The 18771-nt window shown below is 65.9% G+C and carries 17 protein-coding genes; 9 read left to right on the top strand and 8 right to left on the bottom strand.

Going from position 1 to position 18771, the window contains the following annotated elements:
• Positions 1-57: 57 nt before the first annotated feature.
• From MB818_RS01450 to dctP, 3 genes are all read right to left on the bottom strand, one after another.
• Positions 58-1461 (bottom strand): TRAP transporter large permease, encoded by a 1404-nt coding sequence (locus tag MB818_RS01450; RefSeq protein WP_234136563.1) that lies wholly within the window; start codon positions 1459-1461, stop codon positions 58-60.
• Entirely contained in the window at positions 1454-2089 is a 636-nt protein-coding gene (locus tag MB818_RS01445; RefSeq protein WP_234215826.1) for a TRAP transporter small permease subunit, read from the bottom strand. Before MB818_RS01445 ends, MB818_RS01450 begins: the two co-directional genes overlap by 8 nt.
• A 74-nt stretch (positions 2090-2163) precedes the next feature.
• Entirely contained in the window at positions 2164-3177 is a 1014-nt protein-coding gene (dctP, locus tag MB818_RS01440; protein ID WP_234136561.1) for a TRAP transporter substrate-binding protein DctP, read from the bottom strand.
• Between the two features lie 467 nt (positions 3178-3644).
• Between dctP and acs the strand changes: the two genes are divergently transcribed.
• From acs to MB818_RS01400, 8 genes are all read left to right on the top strand, one after another.
• Complete coding sequence (gene acs, locus MB818_RS01435; RefSeq protein ID WP_234136560.1) at positions 3645-5609, top strand: acetate--CoA ligase; 1965 nt, start codon at positions 3645-3647, stop codon at positions 5607-5609.
• A 10-nt stretch (positions 5610-5619) separates the two neighbouring features.
• Positions 5620-6303 (top strand): adenylate kinase, encoded by a 684-nt coding sequence (locus MB818_RS01430; protein WP_234215827.1) that lies wholly within the window; start codon positions 5620-5622, stop codon positions 6301-6303.
• 173 nt (positions 6304-6476) lie between these two features.
• Positions 6477-6761 carry a DUF4212 domain-containing protein gene (locus MB818_RS01425; RefSeq protein WP_234136558.1) on the top strand — a complete coding sequence of 95 codons (285 nt, stop codon included), beginning with the start codon at positions 6477-6479 and terminating at the stop codon, positions 6759-6761.
• A gap of 6 nt (positions 6762-6767) precedes the next feature.
• Positions 6768-8552 carry a sodium:solute symporter family protein gene (locus MB818_RS01420; protein WP_234136557.1) on the top strand — a complete coding sequence of 595 codons (1785 nt, stop codon included), beginning with the start codon at positions 6768-6770 and terminating at the stop codon, positions 8550-8552.
• A gap of 109 nt (positions 8553-8661) precedes the next feature.
• The gene (locus MB818_RS01415) at positions 8662-10485 is read left to right on the top strand and encodes a DUF294 nucleotidyltransferase-like domain-containing protein (protein ID WP_238903633.1); all 1824 of its coding nucleotides are present in this window, start codon (positions 8662-8664) and stop codon (positions 10483-10485) included.
• An 85-nt stretch (positions 10486-10570) separates the two neighbouring features.
• Positions 10571-11089 (top strand): hypothetical protein, encoded by a 519-nt coding sequence (locus MB818_RS01410; RefSeq protein WP_238903631.1) that lies wholly within the window; start codon positions 10571-10573, stop codon positions 11087-11089.
• Between the two features lies 1 nt (position 11090).
• Positions 11091-12503 carry a 3'-5' exonuclease gene (locus MB818_RS01405; protein WP_238903629.1) on the top strand — a complete coding sequence of 471 codons (1413 nt, stop codon included), beginning with the start codon at positions 11091-11093 and terminating at the stop codon, positions 12501-12503.
• 182 nt (positions 12504-12685) lie between these two features.
• On the top strand, positions 12686-13186 hold the full coding sequence (locus MB818_RS01400; protein ID WP_234137016.1) for a flavin reductase family protein: 501 nt from the start codon (positions 12686-12688) through the stop codon (positions 13184-13186).
• A gap of 139 nt (positions 13187-13325) precedes the next feature.
• Here the strand turns inward: MB818_RS01400 and MB818_RS01395 are convergent, their stop codons facing one another.
• The 4 genes from MB818_RS01395 to MB818_RS01380 are packed head-to-tail and all read right to left on the bottom strand — an operon-like array spanning position 13326 to position 15761.
• Positions 13326-13805 carry a DUF6505 family protein gene (locus MB818_RS01395; protein WP_238903627.1) on the bottom strand — a complete coding sequence of 160 codons (480 nt, stop codon included), beginning with the start codon at positions 13803-13805 and terminating at the stop codon, positions 13326-13328.
• Positions 13802-14509, bottom strand: a complete 708-nt coding sequence (locus MB818_RS01390; RefSeq protein WP_238903625.1) for a biotin/lipoate--protein ligase family protein — start codon at positions 14507-14509, stop codon at positions 13802-13804. The genes MB818_RS01395 and MB818_RS01390 overlap by 4 nt, the downstream gene beginning before the upstream one ends.
• Positions 14506-15567, bottom strand: a complete 1062-nt coding sequence (locus MB818_RS01385; protein ID WP_234136551.1) for an Mrp/NBP35 family ATP-binding protein — start codon at positions 15565-15567, stop codon at positions 14506-14508. The genes MB818_RS01390 and MB818_RS01385 overlap by 4 nt, the downstream gene beginning before the upstream one ends.
• Positions 15564-15761: a DUF6494 family protein gene (locus MB818_RS01380; RefSeq protein WP_234136550.1), complete on the bottom strand. Its 198-nt coding sequence runs from the start codon at positions 15759-15761 to the stop codon at positions 15564-15566. Before MB818_RS01380 ends, MB818_RS01385 begins: the two co-directional genes overlap by 4 nt.
• Before the next feature lie 68 nt (positions 15762-15829).
• On the opposite strand from MB818_RS01380, the gene MB818_RS01375 reads away from it, so the two are divergent.
• On the top strand, positions 15830-16558 hold the full coding sequence (locus tag MB818_RS01375) for a cytochrome c family protein (RefSeq protein WP_238903623.1): 729 nt from the start codon (positions 15830-15832) through the stop codon (positions 16556-16558).
• A 107-nt stretch (positions 16559-16665) separates the two neighbouring features.
• Here MB818_RS01375 and MB818_RS01370 read toward each other — a convergent pair whose 3' ends face one another.
• Complete coding sequence (locus MB818_RS01370) at positions 16666-18615, bottom strand: 4Fe-4S binding protein (RefSeq protein ID WP_238903621.1); 1950 nt, start codon at positions 18613-18615, stop codon at positions 16666-16668.
• Between the last annotated feature and the right edge of the window lie 156 nt (positions 18616-18771).

Below are 18771 nucleotides of genomic sequence, written 5' to 3'. Positions count from 1 at the left end.
TGTCCCCCTGCCCTGCCCGTTGCCGTATCGTGGCATTGGGCAGGGGTCAACGACGCTCTACCCGGCCAATGTCGGCAGCCAGAGAACGATCTGGGGAAAGGCGACCAGCAGGCCGATGGTCACGGCATCGGCGACAAAGAACGGCATGACACCGCGGAACACGTCCTGCACGCTCAGGTCCGGGCGCACACCGGCCACCACGAAACAGTTGAGGCCGATGGGCGGGGTGATCAGGCAGAACTCGGCCATTTTCACCACCAGGATACCGAACCAGATCGCGCACATCGGACCCGACATGCCAAAGGCGCTGTCCGCCGCGCTGACCGCCTCGCCCCCGTTCAGCGCCATCACCGCCGGATAGACCACCGGCAGGGTCAAGAGCAGCATGCCGATCGCGTCCATGAACATGCCCAGCACCGCATAGGCCAACAGGATACAGATCAGGATCAGCATCGGCGACATCGCAAGCGAGGTGATCCAGTCGGAAAACGCCCCCGGCAGATCGGCAAAGCCCAGGAAGCGCACATAGATCAGCACCCCCCAGATGATGGTAAAGATCATCACCGTGAGCTTGGCGGTCTCCAACAGCGCGCTCTTGAACTCGGCCCATTTCATGCCGCGCAGCACGGCCATGCAGAACACCACAAAGGCCCCCAACGCGCCGCCCTCGGTGGGCGTGCCCCAGGCATCGCCGCCAAAGGGGTTGTAGACAAAGAAGATGATGATCACGACGACGAACACGATGGGCAGCGCGCCCGGAAGCGACGCGAACCGCTGGCGCCAGGTAAAGCCGGTCACCGGCGGGCCCACCGATTTGAACACCACCGCGATGCCCACGATCAGCGCCACATAGATCACCGCGCTGAACGCACCAGGCACGAAGCCCGCCAGCAACAGCTTGCCCACGTCCTGCTCGACGATGATGGCATAGATCACCAGGATCGCCGAGGGCGGGATCAGCGAGGCCAATGTCCCCGCCGCCGCCACCACGCCCGCCGCAAAACGCTTGTTATAGCCGATTGCCAGCATCTCGGGGATGGCGATGCGGGCGAACACGGCAGAGGTCGCGACCGACGCCCCGGACACCGCCGCAAAGCCCGCGGTGGCGAACACGGTCGATACCGCCAGCCCGCCCGGCACCCAGGCCATCCAGCGCTTGGCCGCCTCGAACAGCGCCCGCGTCAGCCCCGCATAATAGGCGAGGTAACCGATCAGGATGAAGGTCGGGATCAGGCTCAGCGCCTGGCTGGCCACCTTGGAATGGGGCACCTGCCCCGCCGTCTTGACCGCCACCGTCAGCGCCCAGCCGAAATCCTCGGGGTCATAGCCCTTCTTCGACCAGAAGATCCAGATGAGCCCCACCAGCCCCGCCAGCGCGGCGGCAAAGGCCACGCGCATGCCGACCAGAACCAGAACCAGCAGCCCGCCGGTGACCCAGAGGCCGATCTCGATACTATCCATTGTCATGCCCCGCCAGTTGCTCGGCCTCGGCCGCCGCCTGGGCGGCCACATCCTGGATCAGCGGCACCGCTACCGGCGCATCAAGCCCCAGCAGAAAGGCCCGGCCATACCCCCAGACCTGCAAAACCAACCGCAGGCACAGAACCGAAAACGCCACCGGCGCCAGCAATTTGGCGGGCCAGAGCGGAATGCCGATATCGATAGAGCTGTCGCGGCTCCAGAGCGGCGCGTTCATGTCGAAGGCGCGCAGGAAATGCGCCCAGCTGCCCCAGACCAGAAGTATCATCAAGCCCAGGATCAGCAGCACCGAGATCAGCTCGAACAGCCACAGCGCCCGGCCCTGAAGCCGCCCGATGAACAGGTCCATCCGGATATGGCCGCCCTCGCGCTGGACAAAGGCGATGCCCATGAAGGCGATCAGCGGCATCGCCTGTTCGATCCAGTCGACATAGCCCGGCAAGGGCGCGTTCATCGTGTTGCGCCCGCCGACCGAAACCACCGCCAGCAGCATCAGCGCAAACACCGCCAGCCCGCTGATCAGCGCCAGGACCCGCTCCAGCCGCAAGAGCGCCCGGTCCAGACGGCTCAGCGCGCTGCCGTCCTCCAATACTGATGCATGCCCTGCCATGGCAAAGCCCCCTTACGTCCGGTATTCTGAAAAGAGCGGACCGGGCACATATGCGCCCGGCCCCCGTTGCGGCCTCAGCTGCCGCGTGCCGATTTCAGCGTCGCATGGACCAGATCCAGCAGTTCCTGCCCCGGCAGGCCCTGCGCGGTCATGTCCTCGACCCATTTGGCGCTGATCGGTCCGGCAACCTTGGCGCGGAACTCTTCCAGCACCTCGTCCGAGATCATCACCTTTTCAACGCCCTTTTCGGCCAGCACGTCATCCCATTTCTTCAGCAGAGTGCCGTAGTTGGTCAGATAGTGGTCGATGGCCTCGTCGATCGAGCTGTCGAGCGCCGCGCGCTCGTCATCGCTCAGCGCCTCGTAGGCGTCGATATTCACCACCACGGGGCAGTTCACGGTGCCCGGGTTCAGGTTGGCGGTCCACCAGTCGGCCTTGTTGATGGTGCCAAAGCTCAGATGCGCGTGCTGGGCAAAGGCCACGGTATCCACAACGCCCGATTCCATCGCGTTATAGGCCTCGGTCGCAGGCACCGAGGTCGGCACCCCGCCCACCGCCGCGAATGCCGCGCCCAGACCGCCCGTCGCGCGCACCCGCATGCCCTCGAACTCGGCCAGCTCGTCACGCGGCGAACCGGTGCCCACCAGGTTGTATTGCGGCATCGGTGAGGTCATCAGCAGCTTGGCGTTCCACTGCGCCATTTCCTTTTGCGCCGCGGGATGGGCATAGACCGCGTTCGACACGGCAACCTCTTCGGCCAGCGTATTCACGCCCAGGAACGGCAGTTCCAGCACCGTGATCGCCCGGTTCTTGTCGGCATGATAGCCGGCACAGAACTGCGCCATCTCGAACGCGCCGATCGAGATCCCGTCCAGGTTCTCGCGGGGCTTGGACAGGCCGCCATAGCTGACATTCAGGGTGAACGACCCACCCGTCTTCTCGCTGACCAGTTCTGCCAGCTTCTCGACATGCTCGGTAAAGGCGCGGCGCTTGCCCCAGACCGACACGTTCCATTCGGTAGCACCTGCCTCGACGGCAAAAGACACGGTCAGGGCGGCCGCAACCGCGCCGCTCAACATCTTGTTCATGAAGTCTCTCCCTATGCCGCGGTCCTTCCGTCCGGACCGCTTGCGGTCAAGCTAGCGCCAACATGGCAGCATGCCAAGCCCGCAACCTGGCGAGTCGGCCATGCCGCTGCGCAGCATGATTGCCCGGACGAGACCGGCACCGAAACATTATGTCACACCCGAAATGCGGCTTTCGCGCCTTCCGGGAAACCCGGATGGGCCACGACCGCCTCCCGGTCGGGGAAAAATCCTTGACAGGAATAGAGATTGATTTTCATCGGTATTTCCCAGTTCGAGTTCACGTAATTTACAAATCACCCCTGAAATCATCAACAAATTTACAGTCAATCCCTTGTTTTACAGGTATTTATTTTCTTCTTTTCAGTTTTCGCTATGATTTGCGCAGGGTTGGAACGCAGATCGACAACACCCATGGGGATGGGTGAAAACGGTCGCAATGAAATCAGTGAGAGGGAGGAGCCTCATCCATGTCACCAGCAGCTCAGACCGAGACCAAGCTCTATGCACCGTCCGCCGACACCGTGGCGCGCGCGCATGTGAACGCGGAAACCTATGACCGGATGTATGCCGCCTCGATGGCCGATCCCGAAGGGTTCTGGGCCGAGCAAGGCAAGCGGGTCGACTGGATCAAGCCCTTTACCCAGGTCAAGGACGTCAACTACAATTTCGGCGAGGTTTCGATCAACTGGTATGCCGACGGCACGCTGAACGTCGCGGCCAACTGTATCGACCGCCACCTGGCGACCCGTGGCGACCAGACCGCGATCATCTGGGAGCCGGACTCGCCCACGGAACCCGCCAAGCACATCACCTACAAGGAGCTGCACGGCTCGGTCTGCCGGATGGCCAACATCCTCGAGAGCCTGGGCGTGCGCAAGGGCGACCGCGTGGTGATCTATCTGCCGATGATCCCCGAGGCCGCCTATGCCATGTTGGCCTGCGCCCGCATCGGCGCCATTCATTCCATCGTCTTTGCCGGTTTCTCGCCCGACGCGCTGGCAGCCCGCATCAACGGCTGCGACGCCAAGGTGGTGATCACCGCCGACGAAGCGCCGCGCGGTGGCCGCAAGACGCCGCTGAAATCCAATGCCGACGCGGCCCTGCTGCATTGCAAGGACAGCGTCAAATGCCTGGTGGTCAAGCGCACCGGTGGCCAGACCACCTGGATCGCCGACCGCGACTTTGACTATAACGAGATGGCGCTCGAGGCATCGGATTACTGCGCGCCTGCCGAGATGGGTGCCGAGGATCCGCTCTTCATCCTCTACACCTCCGGCTCGACCGGCCAGCCCAAGGGCGTGGTGCATACCACCGGCGGCTACCTGGTCTATGCGGCGATGACGCATGAGATCACCTTCGACTACCATGACGGCGACATCTACTGGTGCACCGCCGATGTGGGCTGGGTCACCGGCCACAGCTATATCGTCTATGGCCCGCTGGCCAATGGCGCCACCACGCTGATGTTCGAGGGCGTGCCGACCTATCCCGACGCGGGCCGCTTCTGGGAGGTCTGCGCCAAGCACAAGGTCAACCAATTCTACACCGCCCCCACCGCCATCCGCGCGCTGATGGGTCAGGGCACCAGCTTTGTGGAAAAGCACGACCTGAGCGACCTGCGCCTGTTGGGCACCGTGGGCGAGCCGATCAACCCCGAGGCCTGGAACTGGTACAATGACGTGGTGGGCAAGGGCAAATGCCCGATCGTCGACACCTGGTGGCAAACCGAAACCGGCGGCCACCTGATGACGCCGCTGCCGGGCGCCCATGCGACCAAGCCGGGGGCCGCGATGAAGCCCTTCTTTGGCGTGCAGCCGGTGGTGCTCGACCCGCAATCGGGCGTCGAGATCAGCGGCAATGGCGTCGAGGGCGTGCTCTGCATCAAGGACAGCTGGCCGGGCCAGATGCGCACCGTCTGGGGCGATCACGAGCGTTTCCAGAAGACCTATTTCGCCGATTACAAGGGTTACTACTTCACCGGCGACGGCTGCCGCCGCGATGCCGACGGCGACTATTGGATCACCGGCCGCGTCGATGACGTGATCAACGTCTCGGGCCACCGCATGGGCACCGCCGAGGTGGAAAGCGCGCTGGTGGCGCATGCCGCCGTGGCCGAGGCCGCCGTGGTCGGCTATCCGCACGAGATCAAGGGCCAGGGCATCTATTGCTATGTCACCCTGATGAACGACCGCGAGCCGTCGGACGAGCTGATGAAGGAGCTGCGCACCTGGGTGCGCACCGAGATCGGCCCGATTGCCAGCCCGGACGTGATCCAGTGGGCGCCGGGCCTGCCGAAGACCCGCTCGGGCAAGATCATGCGCCGCATCCTGCGCAAGATCGCCGAGAACGACTTTGGCTCGCTGGGCGATACCTCGACGCTGGCCGATCCCTCGGTGGTCGACGACCTGATCGCCAATCGCGCCGGCAAATAAGGGGATGACCATGGACGCTGCCACTCTGACCACCCCCGCCGTTCTGATCCTTCTCGGCCCTCCAGGCGCCGGGAAGGGCACCCAGGCCCGCATGCTGGAAGACAAGTTCGGGCTGGTGCAACTGTCGACCGGCGACCTGCTGCGCGCCGCCGTGGCCGCCGGCACCCCCGCCGGCAAGCAGGCCAAGGCGGTGATGGAGGCGGGCGACCTGGTCAGCGACGAGATCGTCATTGCCATCCTGCGCGACCGGCTGGCCGAGCCCGATTGCGCCAAGGGCGTGATCCTCGACGGCTTTCCCCGCACCACCGTGCAGGCCGAGGCGCTGGACACGCTGCTGTCCGAGAGCGGCCAGCGTATCAACGCCGCCATCAGCCTCGAGGTCGAGGATGCCGAGATGGTCACCCGCATCTCGGGCCGCTACACCTGTGGCGGCTGCGGCGAGGGGTATCACGACACGTTCAAGCAGCCGGCCGAGGCGGGCAAATGCGACAAGTGCGGCGGCACCGATATGAAGCGGCGCGCCGATGACAATGCCGCGACCGTCGCCAGCCGGCTCGAGGCCTATCACGCACAGACCGCGCCGCTGATCGCCTATTACGACGGGCACGGCGTGCTGCAACGGATCGACGCCATGGGCGGGATCGAAGAGATCGCTCAGGGCCTCGCCACCATCGTCAAGGGGGCGATGGCCTAGGCGGGAAAGACCGGGGCGCGGCACGCGCCGCCCCCACCCCCCGCAAGACAGTTCCGAAGGACCGCCCTGGCGGACCGGAGGAGTCATGCCCGCCGCCAACCGGCGGGATTCAGGAGTGAGACCGTCCGGGCCGCAGCCGGGCGCCTCAGGAGGAAGCAAGGAGGACCCGCGACATGGCGGACCATACCACCACCTCCGCACAGGTCAGCGATGCCCAAAAGGGCTATTGGCAGGCCAATGTGCGGATCATTCTCATCAGCCTCGTCATCTGGGCGCTGGTGTCTTTCGGGTTCGGCATCGTGCTGCGCCCCATGCTCAGCGGCATCGCCGTGGGCGGTACCGATCTGGGCTTCTGGTTTGCCCAGCAAGGCTCGATCCTGGTGTTCCTGGCGCTGATCTTTTTCTACGCCTGGCGCATGAACAAGCTCGACGCCGAATTCGGCGTGGACGAGGAGTAATCAGCCATGGATCAGTTTACCATCAACCTGCTGTTCGTGGGCGCCTCGTTTGCGCTCTATATCGGCATCGCGATCTGGGCCCGCGCGGGTTCCACGTCGGAATTCTACGCCGCCGGGCGCGGCGTGCACCCGGTCATGAACGGCATGGCCACCGCGGCCGACTGGATGTCGGCGGCCTCGTTCATCTCGATGGCCGGTCTCATCGCCTTTGTGGGCTATGACAACTCGACCTTCCTGATGGGCTGGACCGGCGGTTACGTGCTGCTCGCCCTGCTTCTGGCGCCCTATCTGCGCAAGTTCGGCAAGTTCACCGTGTCCGAGTTCATCGGCGACCGTTTCTACAGCTCGACCGCGCGCCTTGTGGCCGTGATCTGCCTGATCGTCGCATCGGTGACCTATGTGATCGGCCAGATGACAGGTGTGGGCGTGGCCTTCGGCCGCTTCCTCGAAGTGTCCAACACCGCCGGCCTGTTGATCGGCGCCTGCGTGGTGTTCGCCTATGCGGTGTTCGGCGGCATGAAGGGCGTGACCTATACCCAGGTTGCCCAATATGTCGTGCTGATCATGGCCTATACCATCCCGGCCGTGTTCATCTCGCTGCAACTGACCGGCAACCCGATCCCGGGCCTGGGCCTGTTCGGCGACCATGCCGCAAGCGGCGAGCCGCTGCTGGCCAAGCTGGACGCGATCCTGAAAGAGCTGGGTTTCGCCGAATACACCACCCATAACGGCGACACGTTCAACATGGTGCTGTTCACCCTGTCGCTGATGATCGGCACCGCCGGTCTGCCCCACGTCATCATGCGCTTCTTCACCGTTCCCAAGGTGTCGGACGCACGCTGGTCGGCGGGCTGGGCGCTGGTGTTCATCGCGCTGCTGTACCTGACCGCCCCCGCCGTGGGCGCCATGGCCCGCCTGAACATCACCGACATGTTCTGGCCCAACGGCACCAATGGCGAGGCCGTCTCGATCGAGCAGATCGAAACCGACCCGCGCTATGACTGGATGGCCAACTGGCAGAAAACCGGTCTGTTGGGCTGGGAAGACAAGAACGGCGACGGCAAGATCCAGTACTACAACGACAAGTCCGAGGCCATGCAGGCCAAGGCAGCGGAAAAGGGCTGGGCCGGCAACGAGCTGACCAACTTCAACCGCGACATCCTGGTTCTGGCCAACCCCGAGATTGCCAACCTGCCCGGTTGGGTGATCGGTCTGGTCGCTGCCGGTGGTCTGGCCGCCGCGCTGTCCACCGCCGCCGGTCTGCTGCTGGCGATCTCCTCGGCGGTCAGCCATGACCTGATCAAGGGCTCGATCAATCCGGGCATCTCGGAAAAGGGAGAGCTGTTGTCGGCGCGGATCGCGATGGCCGTGGCCATCGGGGTGGCGACCTATCTGGGTCTGAACCCGCCGGGCTTTGCCGCACAGACCGTGGCGCTGGCCTTTGGTCTCGCAGCGGCCTCGATCTTCCCGGCGCTGATGATGGGGATCTTCTCGAAGAAGATCAACAACAGCGGCGCGGTGGCCGGCATGCTGGCCGGTCTGATCGTGACCCTCCTCTACATCTTCCTGCACAAGGGCTGGTTCTTCATCCCCGGCACCAACTCCTTCACCGATGCCGACCCGCTTCTGGGCACGGTCAAGTCGACCTCGTTCGGCGCCATCGGTGCGGCGGTCAACTTCGGCGTCGCCTATCTGGTCGCCGGCATGACCAAGGAAACTCCGCAGGAAATCAAGGACCTGGTCGAAAGCGTGCGCATCCCCCGAGGCGCAGGCGCAGCTCAGGACCACTGAGATGCAGGGCGGCCCGCACTCCCTCCCGATTGTGGGCCGCCCTTACTGACCATGTCCCGCCTGGCCCTGTCCCGGCGGGACTTTTTCATTCAAGACCCGGTGTTGAGCCATGCCCCTTACCCCTGACCAGATCACCCGTTTCCTGAAATCGGTGCACCCCTATGATGCGCTGCCGCTGGAAGAACTGGAGCGGATCGCCACCCGGCTGGACGCCTGGGAGGTCGAGCGCGATTTCGCCGTCTATGATCTGGGCGAGAAGCTCCCGGGCCTGTTCATCGTCTACGAGGGCCAGATCGAGATCCGCGACGAGAACGGCGCGGTGGTCTCGCATCTTGGCCTGCGCAATTCTTTTGGCGAACGTGGCCTGTTGCGAGACGGGCACGCCGTCACCTCGGCCCGGGCCGATGCCCATTCGGTGCTGCTGGTGCTGCCGCCCGATCTGTTCTCGGACCTGATGGCCGCCCATCCGGTGGTGGCAAAGTTCTTCAACCGTGCCCGCGCACCGCGCCCGCAGGTGCAGAGCCTTGCGACCAGCCGGGTCGAAACCCTGATGGCCCGCGATCCGGCCACCTGCGCGCCCGGCGCCACGGTGCAGGCGGCGGCACAGGAGATGCGCGCGCGCGGCATCTCCTCGCTCTGCGTCTGCGAAGGTGACGCACTGGTCGGCATCCTCACCCAGCGCGATCTCTCGGGCAAGGTGGTGGCCGAGGCGCGCAGCCCCGACACACCCGTGGCCCAGGTGATGACCCCTGCCCCTCTGACCCTCGCCCCCTCGGCCATCGGATCGGACGTGCTGCACGCGATGATGGAGCGCCATATCGGCCATATCCCGATTGTCGAGGCCGGGCGGCTGGTGGGCATGGTCACCCAGACCGACCTGACCCGGTTCCAGGCGGTCAGTTCCGCCGAACTGGTCAGCCGCCTCGCCCGTGCCACAAGCGCCGGTGAGATGGCCGAGGTCACCGCCGAGATCCCGCGCCTGCTGGTGCAGCTGGTGGCTGGCGGCAACCGGCACGAGGTGGTCACCCGCCTGATCACCGATATCGCCGACACCGCGACCCGCCGCCTGCTGGCACTGGCCGAGGACAAGCTGGGACCGCCGCCGGTGCCCTATCTCTGGCTTGCCTGCGGCAGCCAGGGCCGCCAGGAACAGACCGGCGTGTCCGATCAGGACAATTGCCTGATGCTGGACGACGCGGTGACCGAGGCCCAGATGCCCTATTTCCGGGAACTGGCGCAGTTCGTCTGCGACGGGCTCAACACCTGCGGCTATGTCTATTGCCCGGGCGACATGATGGCCACCAACCCGCGCTGGTGCCAGCCGGTGCGGGTCTGGCGCGACTATTTCCGCGGTTGGATCGCCAAGCCGAACCCCGAGGCGCAGATGCTGGCCAGCGTGATGTTCGACCTGCGCCCGATTGGCGGGTATCAGGCGCTGTTCACCGATCTTCAGGCCGAAACCCTGCGGGCGGCGCGGGCCAATTCGATCTTTGTCGCGCATATGATCTCGAACTCGCTGAAACACACGCCGCCGCTCGGCCTGTTGCGCGGTTTCGCCACCATCCGCTCGGGCGAGCATCGCAACACGCTCGACCTGAAACACAATGGCGTGGTGCCGGTGGTCGACTTGGGCCGCATCTATGCGCTGCAAGGCGAGTTGACCGAGGTCGGCACCCGCGCCCGGCTCGAGGCCGCCGAGGCGGCGGGCGTGCTCAGCCCGTCCGGCGCGCGCGACCTCAAAGACGCCTATGACCTGATCGCCGAAACCCGGCTGGAGCATCAGGCCGCGCTGGTGCGGCGCGGCGAGGCGCCGGACAACTATCTGGCCCCCACATCTCTGTCGGACTTTGAGCGAAGTCATCTGCGCGACGCTTTTGTGGTGGTAAAGACGATGCAATCGGCCGTGGGCCATGGCAAAGGCATGCTGAGCTGACCGGCGCGCGGGGCAGAGATTTTTCGACGAAAAATCTTGCCCCTGCCGAACGGTTGGCGGCCTGGAAGGCTGGAGGAGAAAGGCGATGTTTCTGGAACTGATCGGAACGCTGGTGGCAGGTCTGGCCATGGCTGGCGTGGTCATGGCGCTGAACCGGCTGTTGGGCGGGCGCCTGCCGCGCTGGCTGGCACCGGTGGCCGCTGGCTGTGGCATGATCGGCGTGACCATCGCCAGCGAATATGGCTGGTACGGGCGCACCCGTGCCGCCCTGCCCGAGGGCATGGTGGTCGTCGAAACGGTGGAAAGTCGCGCCCTCTACCGCCCCTGGACTTATCTGGTGCCGTTTGTCGACCGTTTCGCCGCGCTGGATGCCACCAGCATCAAGACCCATCCGGGCCAGCCCGGTCAGCGCCTGATCGATCTCTATTTCTTTGGTCGCTGGGCCGCGGTGAACCGCGTGCCGGTGCTGATCGACTGCGACGGCCAGCGCCGCGCCAGCCTGGCCGATGGCGCCGAGTTTGCCGCCGATGGCAGTGTCGCTGGCGCCGACTGGCGCCGCCCGCCGCAGGGCGATCCGATCATCCAGGCCGCCTGCGAGGTGTGAGATGCTGACCGGATTGAGCCTGCGCCTGCGCATCTTTCTCTTTTTCTGCCTGCTGGCGGCGGGCGGGCTGGCGGTGGTGCTGGGCGCGCTTTGGCTGGCCTATTCCCGCGCCGGCAGCCCCGAATTGCTCGACGCCTTTATGCTGGCGGCACTGGCAGCCGGCTTTGGCATTCTGGCGCTGGTGGCGGGGGTCTGGCTGCTGTTCGACGAGAATGTCGCCAAGCCGATCGAGCGCCTGTCGGCCAGCATGCGCGCCCGCGCTCATGCGGGTGTGGCGGGCGAGCTGGACCTGCACGCGGCACGCTACCTGGGCGATCTGGCGCCTGCCGCCGCCGGGCTGGCGGGCCAACTCAGCAGCAACGCCATGGATACCGCCGCAGCCGTCGCGTCAGAGACCGCGCATCTGGCCGCCGAGACAGCCCGGCTGACCGCGCTGTTGACCGAGATCCCGGTGGCCATGCTGCTCGCCAACCCTGCCCATCAAATCGTGCTTTACGACGGTCAGGCGGCGGGCGTGCTGGCGCAAATCGCCCATCCCCGGCTCAACGCCTCGCTGTTCGACTATTTCCAGCGCAGCGGGCTGGAGCGTGCCTATGCGCGGCTGGTCAAGTCCGGGCTGGAACAAAACTGTACCCTGACCGGCACCGACGGCGCGCAAAGCTATCAGGCGCGGATGAAGCCCTTGGGGGACGCGCCGGGTTACATGCTGATCCTTGACGAGGCCAGCAGCCGCATCGCCCCCGAAGCGGCGCGGCCGCTGGTCTATGATTTCGACCTTCTCAGCCAGCCCGCCGAGGCGGCGCTGGAGGCGCGCGGTCTCGACAGCCTTGTCTTTGCCGTCTTCGACACCGAGACCACCGGGCTCCTTCCGCACAAGGACGAGATCGTGCAGATCGGCGCAGTCCGCGTGGTCAAGGGCCGCATCGTGCCGGGAGAGCGCATCGACCAGCTGGTCAACCCCGGTCGCCCGATCCCGCCCGCCTCGACCAAGGTGCATGGCGTGTCCGACGCGATGGTGGCCGATGCGCCCGATATCGTGACCGCTGCGCGGCAGTTCCACCACTTTGCCCGCGACGCGGTGATCGTTGCCCATAACGCGCCTTTCGACATGGCGTTTCTGCGTCGTCACGGTAAACGTTGCGGGTTGGAGTGGGATCACCCGATTCTCGACACGGTGCTGCTTTCGGCGGTGCTGTTCGGCGCCAGCGAGACCCACACTCTCGACGCGCTCTGCGACCGGCTGGGCGTCACCATCCCCGCACCGCTGCGTCACACCGCGCTGGGCGATGCCCAGGCCACCGCCGAGGTGCTGTGCCGGATGCTGCCGATGCTGCGGGCGCGCGGGCTTGAAACCTTTGGCGCGGTGATTGGCGAAACCCGCAAACACGGGCGATTGCTTGAGGATCTGAACTGAGCCGGTCGCGACCCGACCTTCATGTGGCACAATTCAAACATCAAAAACGCATATTTTGGTGTTTGGCTGCGGGAATGAACCGCAAACCCGATCTCTCGACCGCCGAAAGTCATGCGATCCCCGGCATGGACAATCCCGCCCCGCCATGGCACGTGGGGGCGCGATCCCGACCCGAGGCTGAGATGACCGAGACCACATTCACCCCCGGCCCCGACAGCGCCCGCGCCTTTCGCGACGCGCTGGGCTGTTACGGGACCGGTGTGACCGTGATCACCGCGCAATCCGCGCGGGGGCCCGCCGGGATCACCGCCAATTCCTTTGCCTCGGTCTCGCTGGAACCGGCGCTGGTGCTTTGGAGCCTGGCCAATGACTCGGCCCGTTTCAGAACTTTCGCCAATACCCGCCACTATGCGATCCATGTGATGGCCGAAGGTCAGCACGCTATCGCAAAGCGCTTTGCGCAGGACGGTCTCAACTTCGATGGCGTCGACTGGGAGCCGGGCCTGAACGGGGTGCCGACACTGGTTGGCGCATTGGCCCGGTTCGATTGCGAGATCCAGGCCCGCCACCCGGCGGGCGACCACCTGATCCTGGTCGGCCAGGTGCTGCGTGCCACCCAACGCCCCGGCAAGGGTCTGATGTTCAAGCGCGGTCAATATGGCGGCTTCACCGACCTGCTCTGAAAATCACTCCCCGCCGCCCCTTTCCTCTTGCCCCAAATATCCCGGAGCGCGAGGCAGCGCCTCGCATCCCGCGCCGCAAGGCGCGGCACCAAAGGCGTGCGCCGCAGGCGCTCCTTTTGACAACAAAGGGCGCTGCGCTCTATTCGTCGGGCGTGACATGCACCGCCAGCAGGTCCAGCTCGGCCTCTTGAGGCTGGATGGTGCGATAGGCCTCGCGCACACCGGCCTCGGACAGGTCCCGCGCCACCGTCAGCAGCGTATTGGGATCGTGATCCTCGCACAGATCGGCCATCTGCGCGATCTCGCCCCGCGCCACCTCTAGCGCCGCCTCGATCGAGGGGGCGCCGTAATGGCTGACGAAATGGCGCGCCAGGTTCTCGGCCAGCGCCGCGACCTCACCCTCCTCGATCCGGGTCACCGCCACAAAGGTCACCCGCCCGAAGGTCTCCAGCCCCAACCAGCCATTGGCAAAGGCCTGCCGCGCCTTGCCCTCCAGATCGGCCTCGGACCAGTTCGAAAACTCGAACCCGCCCGAGACGCACCATTCGCCGGTGCGCGCCGGGCTGTGAAAGACCCTCAGGTCGCTTTCGTCGAAATGAATGGCACGGGCCAGGTTCATGCGGGGTCCTCCAACAGATCGGTCAGCGGGATCAGGCGGGTTTCGGCATCGGTACGGATCAGCATGCCGAACCGCTCGTCGACACCCAGAAAGGTTCCCGTGTAGTCCGCGCGCGTGATCTCTTCGCCGACGCCGCGCGCCAGGCCCAGCCATTCGGCATGCAGCGGCGCGTTGCCCTCGTCCTCCCACCGGTGGATCCAGGTCATCACATGGCGGGCCCAGCTTTCCAACAGGGTGGTGGCGGCGACATCGGCGCAGCCTTCCTCGTACAGCGCGGTCTCGTCGGGCTGCGCGCCGGGCATGTCCGAGGTGGGCAGCAGCGCCAGATCGAGCCCGATCACCAGCCAATCGGGCTGCGCCTGCGGGTCGCGGGTCGAGGCCGCCACGCAAAGCCGTCCGCAGCGACCGCCATTGACATGGATGTCGCCCGCCCAGCCCAGATGAACCGCCACCTCGGGCGGGGCCAGCGCCCCCAGCGCGTTCTGGAACCCCACCGCACATAGCGGCAGCATCGCCATCGCCTCGGCCAGCGCCACCTCGGGCGCCAGCACCAGCGCCGCGCGCAGCCGGTCGGCCTGTACACTGTGCACCACCGTCCCGCCGTCACAGCCAAGCGCCGCCATGGCCTGCGCCCGCTCGAACGGGTCGTCGCCCCCCTGGGCGGCGACGCCCTGCATCAGCGGCGGAAAGGTGGGCGCAGTCATGCCTGGCCCTTGGCGATCAGGTCGCGGGCGATCCTGCGGAACGCCTCGGCCTGCGGGCTGTCGGGCTTGCTGACCACGATCGGCGCACCACCATCGGCGGCGACCCGGATATCCAGATGCAGCGGAATCTCACCCAAAAGCGGCACGCCCAGTTTCTCGGCCTCGGCCGCAACGCCGCCATGGCCGAACACATGTTCCTCATGCCCGCAATTGGAACAGATATGGGTCGACATGTTCTCGATCATGCCCAGGATCGGGGTCTTGAGCTGGCGGAACATGTCGATCCCCTTACGGGCATCGATCAGCGCCACGTCCTGCGGGGTCGAGACCACGATGGCGCCGTCAACCGCGAATTTCTGGCTCAGCGTCAGTTGCACGTCACCTGTGCCCGGCGGCAGGTCGACGATCAGCACATCCAGCCCGCCCCATTGCACCTGGTTCATCATCTGTTGCAGCGCGCCCATCAGCATCGGACCGCGCCAGACCACCGCCTGACCCTCGTTGGTCATCAGTCCCATCGACATCATGGTCACGCCATGATTGCGGAGCGGCAGGATGGTCTTGCCATCCGGGCTGGCCGGTCGGCCCGACACGCCCAACATGCGCGGCTGCGAGGGGCCATAGACATCGGCATCCAAGAGGCCCACGCGCCGCCCCTCGGCGGCCAGCGCACAGGCGAGGTTGGCCGAGACGGTGGACTTGCCCACGCCACCCTTGCCCGAGGCGACCGCCACGATGCGGTCGACACCGGCGACCGGCTGCGGCCCCTGCGGTGCCGCCTTGGGGCGCGGCTTCAGATCGGGCGGCGCCTTGTCGGAATGCGCCGTCATCATGGCCGAGACCTTGGCCACACCCTCGACCATCTGGGCGGCCTTCTCGGCGGCGGCGCGCACCGGCTCCATCCGCTCGGCCAGCTTGGGGTCGATCTCGATGACAAAGCGCACGGTGTCGCCCTCGACATTCAACGCGCGCACGATGCCGGCGCTTACGATGTCCTGTCCGGACACCGGGTCGGTGATCTTCTTGAGATTGGCCAGAACGGCCTCGCGCAGGCTCATGCGTCACCATCCTTGATCAGGCCGGTGACCTCGTGGCTGACATCCAGCCCCTCGATCGTCAGCACCACACGGGCGCGAAAGCTGCCGCCCTCGGGGCTGCCCGCCTTGCGCAACCCCTCTTCGATTGCCTGCTGGCCGGTAACGCCCACCTGCTTGAGGAACTTGCGCATCGACATGTTGTAATCGCCGCTCATGGCCCGGTCTCTCCTGTATCCCACGCGTCATTTGACGCAATGCCCGCGCCGCCGTTAGGCTGCGGGACATGCGACATGCCCTCTTGTGCCTCAGCCTGCTCGCCTTCGCCACCCCCTGCATCGCGCAGGAGGAGATTGGTCTGGCCAGCCCCGAGGCCGTGACACGGTCGGGTCTTCTGCAACATATTCTGCCGCGCTTCTCGCTCAAGACCGGAATCCGCGTTGTCGCGGATCCGGCAGGACCCATGCGGCTGGTTGTCGAAGGTGACGGCACCCGGGTGTTCCGACAGGGCGATACGGTCTATCTGCTCCAGATCGGCGCCGAGCCACGACAGGAGCGGTTCCGCGACTGGATGCAATCGGAGATCGGTCAGCGCACGATCGAGAGTTTTACCCCCGCCGACGGACCCGCATTCGTTGCGCTGCGGGACGAAACGGCGTCGGAAGAGACCGTCGACTTCGAGGGCGACGCTGCGCTTGGGGCCAAGCTTGCCCAGGGTAAATGCGGTCGCTGCCACGTGACAGGCGCCGAGAACCGGATGAAGGGGATCGGGTCGACCCCGTCCTTCGCGGTGTTGCGCAGCCTGCCTGACTGGGACGCGCGGTTTCAGCAATTCTATGTGTTGCGCCCGCATCCGGCCTTTACCCAGATTCCGGGCGTCACCGCGCCCTTTGACGCTGAACGTCCGCCGCCGATCCACCCGGTGACGGTGACGATCGAGGAGCTGGAGGCGATCCTGGCCTTCGTCGCGGCCACCGGTGCCGCCGATCTGGGTGCACCGCTGATCGTGAAGTGACAGGCGACAAGCGCCGCGGTCGCGACCGGGCGCCCAGCAGATTTTTCGCCGAAAAATCTGCGCCTCCGGCGGGAGTATTTTGGGCGAAATGAAGACAAGGGCGCCTATCAGTGATCCTTGCGTTTGGTGAAATAGTCCTCGGTCGTGACGGTTCTTGGTTTGGGCTTGGATGCGAAGGGATTGTTTTCCTGCTCGAAATGCGCGCCCACCCGACAATTGTCGCACATCTGGATCATGCGGGCCTGGGCGCTTTCAGCAAACATCGGATGCGTACCCGCCAGCTTCTCCATGATCCGCTCGACGGTGGAGCGTACCCCGAAGAGCGTCCCGCATTCGATACAGGCAAAGGGTTCTTCCTCGTTCAGCACCTTCTGCCCCAGCGCCGCATCCGACAGGTCGAGCCGGGGCACCAGCGTGATCGCCTGCTCCGGGCAGATGGTCCGGCAGATGCCGCATTGCAGGCAGGCGTCCTCCTGAAAGTTCAGCTGTGGCAGGTCAGGATTGTCGATCAGCGCCCCCGACGGGCAAAGTGACACGCAGCTGAGGCAGAGCGTGCAGGCATCTGTATCAACGGCCACCGCGCCATAGGGGGCGCCTTGCGGCAGATCCAGCACCGGCCCGCCGGGATTGAGGGCCTGCGCCGCCAGCCGGGTGATCTGGCGCCGGTTGCCAAGCGGCAGGACCGGGTCCGCAAGCGGTTCCGGCACCGGCGCGGCGTAAAGGTGATCCGAGAGCGCATCGGGATCGGCAATATCGAGCAGTTCCAGCCGGCCCGCCCCGGCAATCGCATCTGCCAGCGTGCGCTCGCGGGTCAGCGCGTCCTGCTCGGTGCGTGGACCCATCAGCACGGACAGGCTGGCAAACCCATGTGCCAGCGCCGCCAGCATCTCGGCATGGCCCAGGCCCGAGACGGTGGCCAGCTCCAGCGGGATCACATCGGCGGGCAAGCCGCGCCCGAACCGGGCCGCGAGGCGGATCATCTCGGCCCCATGGGCATCATGCACCAGCAAGCGCGGCGCCACCCCGCCTGCCCCGCGATAGGCCCGTGCCAGCCGCTGCATCCGCGCCAAGAGCGCCGCCACGGTCGGTGCCTCGTAGGTGATCGCGGTCGAGGGGCACAGCGCCGCGCAGGCGCCGCAGCCGGCACAGACCATCGGATCGATCGCCACATGGTCCCCCGCCGGGGTGATCGCACCGGTCGGGCAGATATCGAGGCAATTGGAACACCCCCGCTGTCCGGCCCGCGAATGGGCGCAGAGACTGTCATCGAGCCGCACATAAAGCGGTTTCTCGAATGTGCCGGTCAGTTGCACCGCCTCGAGCGCCAGCCGCGCCACTGCCAGCGGATCGCGCGGGTCGGCGCGCAGATAGCCCTCGCGCTTGTCGGGGGCCGGGACAAGGGGCATTCCTCCGGTCAGGTCGATCACGATATCGCAGGCCGACTGCGCGCCATCGCGCGCCGGGCCAAAGGCAAATCCGCCCCGCCCGCCCGGCATCAACTGACGGAACCCGTCGATCCGGACGCGAAAACCACCCAGCGCCCCCTCGATCCGCGTCAGCCGTCCCGCCACGACGTCATAGGCCCGGCTGAGTGGCGGTTCTTCGTCACTCAGCAGCACCGTGACCGCCAGCGTTCCGGTCAGCCGCTCTGCCAGATCGCAGGCCACACCCGCCGGTCCGGCAATCAGGCAGGTGCCCTCGCTGATCACGTCGACCGCGGGTGGGGCTGCAACGGGCATCAGCGCCTCGGCGGCCAGCGCTGCCATCTTGGGCGTGGCCTGTGCGCCCTGATCCGACCAGCCCGCGCGGTCGCGCAGATCGACAAAGCCGGGCGTTTCGACCCCAAGTTCAGCCGCCAGATCGGTGAACACCGCCTGTTCCTGGCCACAGGCGATCACCACATCGCCCGCCTGCATCAGCTCTGCCGCCTTGCCGATCTCGTCGGTGCAGAGCGCGCGAAAGACGCGCGAACAGGCAGCCCCGCAACCGCTGGCGATCCGTTCGCGGTCCAGGCTCTGGCTGCCGCCGCAATCGCACAAAATCAACGTCTCGGTCATGTCGCTCCCCTTTCGCCCGGGGCCGAGCTTGGCCCAGCCCGGCCCGCCGGTAAAGCCCCCGATCGCGCCATCCAACCGGCATCGCCTGTGCGGCACGAGCCATACTAAAGTCCTATTGCGCCTTGGCCCGATTTCACTCTGCGCATGAAACTGGTC

The sequence above is a fragment of the Ruegeria alba genome (assembly GCF_022321465.1).
Classification (GTDB): domain Bacteria; phylum Pseudomonadota; class Alphaproteobacteria; order Rhodobacterales; family Rhodobacteraceae; genus Ruegeria_B; species Ruegeria_B alba.
The sequence above is the reverse complement of the archived record's forward strand: the minus strand, read 5'-3'. Positions and strand labels throughout refer to the sequence as shown.

Excerpts from the sequence above, each read along its gene's own strand:
- MB818_RS01450 (WP_234136563.1), bottom strand. The coding sequence starts at position 1,461 with ATGGATAGTATCGAGATCGGCCTCTGGGTCACCGGCGGGCTGCTGGTT.
- MB818_RS01445 (WP_234215826.1), bottom strand. The coding sequence starts at position 2,089 with ATGGCAGGGCATGCATCAGTATTGGAGGACGGCAGCGCGCTGAGCCGT.
- dctP (WP_234136561.1), bottom strand. The coding sequence starts at position 3,177 with ATGAACAAGATGTTGAGCGGCGCGGTTGCGGCCGCCCTGACCGTGTCT.
- acs (WP_234136560.1), top strand. The coding sequence starts at position 3,645 with ATGTCACCAGCAGCTCAGACCGAGACCAAGCTCTATGCACCGTCCGCC.
- MB818_RS01430 (WP_234215827.1), top strand. The coding sequence starts at position 5,620 with ATGGACGCTGCCACTCTGACCACCCCCGCCGTTCTGATCCTTCTCGGC.
- MB818_RS01425 (WP_234136558.1), top strand. The coding sequence starts at position 6,477 with ATGGCGGACCATACCACCACCTCCGCACAGGTCAGCGATGCCCAAAAG.
- MB818_RS01420 (WP_234136557.1), top strand. The coding sequence starts at position 6,768 with ATGGATCAGTTTACCATCAACCTGCTGTTCGTGGGCGCCTCGTTTGCG.
- MB818_RS01415 (WP_238903633.1), top strand. The coding sequence starts at position 8,662 with ATGCCCCTTACCCCTGACCAGATCACCCGTTTCCTGAAATCGGTGCAC.
- MB818_RS01410 (WP_238903631.1), top strand. The coding sequence starts at position 10,571 with ATGTTTCTGGAACTGATCGGAACGCTGGTGGCAGGTCTGGCCATGGCT.
- MB818_RS01405 (WP_238903629.1), top strand. The coding sequence starts at position 11,091 with ATGCTGACCGGATTGAGCCTGCGCCTGCGCATCTTTCTCTTTTTCTGC.
- MB818_RS01400 (WP_234137016.1), top strand. The coding sequence starts at position 12,686 with ATGACCGAGACCACATTCACCCCCGGCCCCGACAGCGCCCGCGCCTTT.
- MB818_RS01395 (WP_238903627.1), bottom strand. The coding sequence starts at position 13,805 with ATGAACCTGGCCCGTGCCATTCATTTCGACGAAAGCGACCTGAGGGTC.
- MB818_RS01390 (WP_238903625.1), bottom strand. The coding sequence starts at position 14,509 with ATGACTGCGCCCACCTTTCCGCCGCTGATGCAGGGCGTCGCCGCCCAG.
- MB818_RS01385 (WP_234136551.1), bottom strand. The coding sequence starts at position 15,567 with ATGAGCCTGCGCGAGGCCGTTCTGGCCAATCTCAAGAAGATCACCGAC.
- MB818_RS01380 (WP_234136550.1), bottom strand. The coding sequence starts at position 15,761 with ATGAGCGGCGATTACAACATGTCGATGCGCAAGTTCCTCAAGCAGGTG.
- MB818_RS01375 (WP_238903623.1), top strand. The coding sequence starts at position 15,830 with ATGCGACATGCCCTCTTGTGCCTCAGCCTGCTCGCCTTCGCCACCCCC.
- MB818_RS01370 (WP_238903621.1), bottom strand. The coding sequence starts at position 18,615 with ATGACCGAGACGTTGATTTTGTGCGATTGCGGCGGCAGCCAGAGCCTG.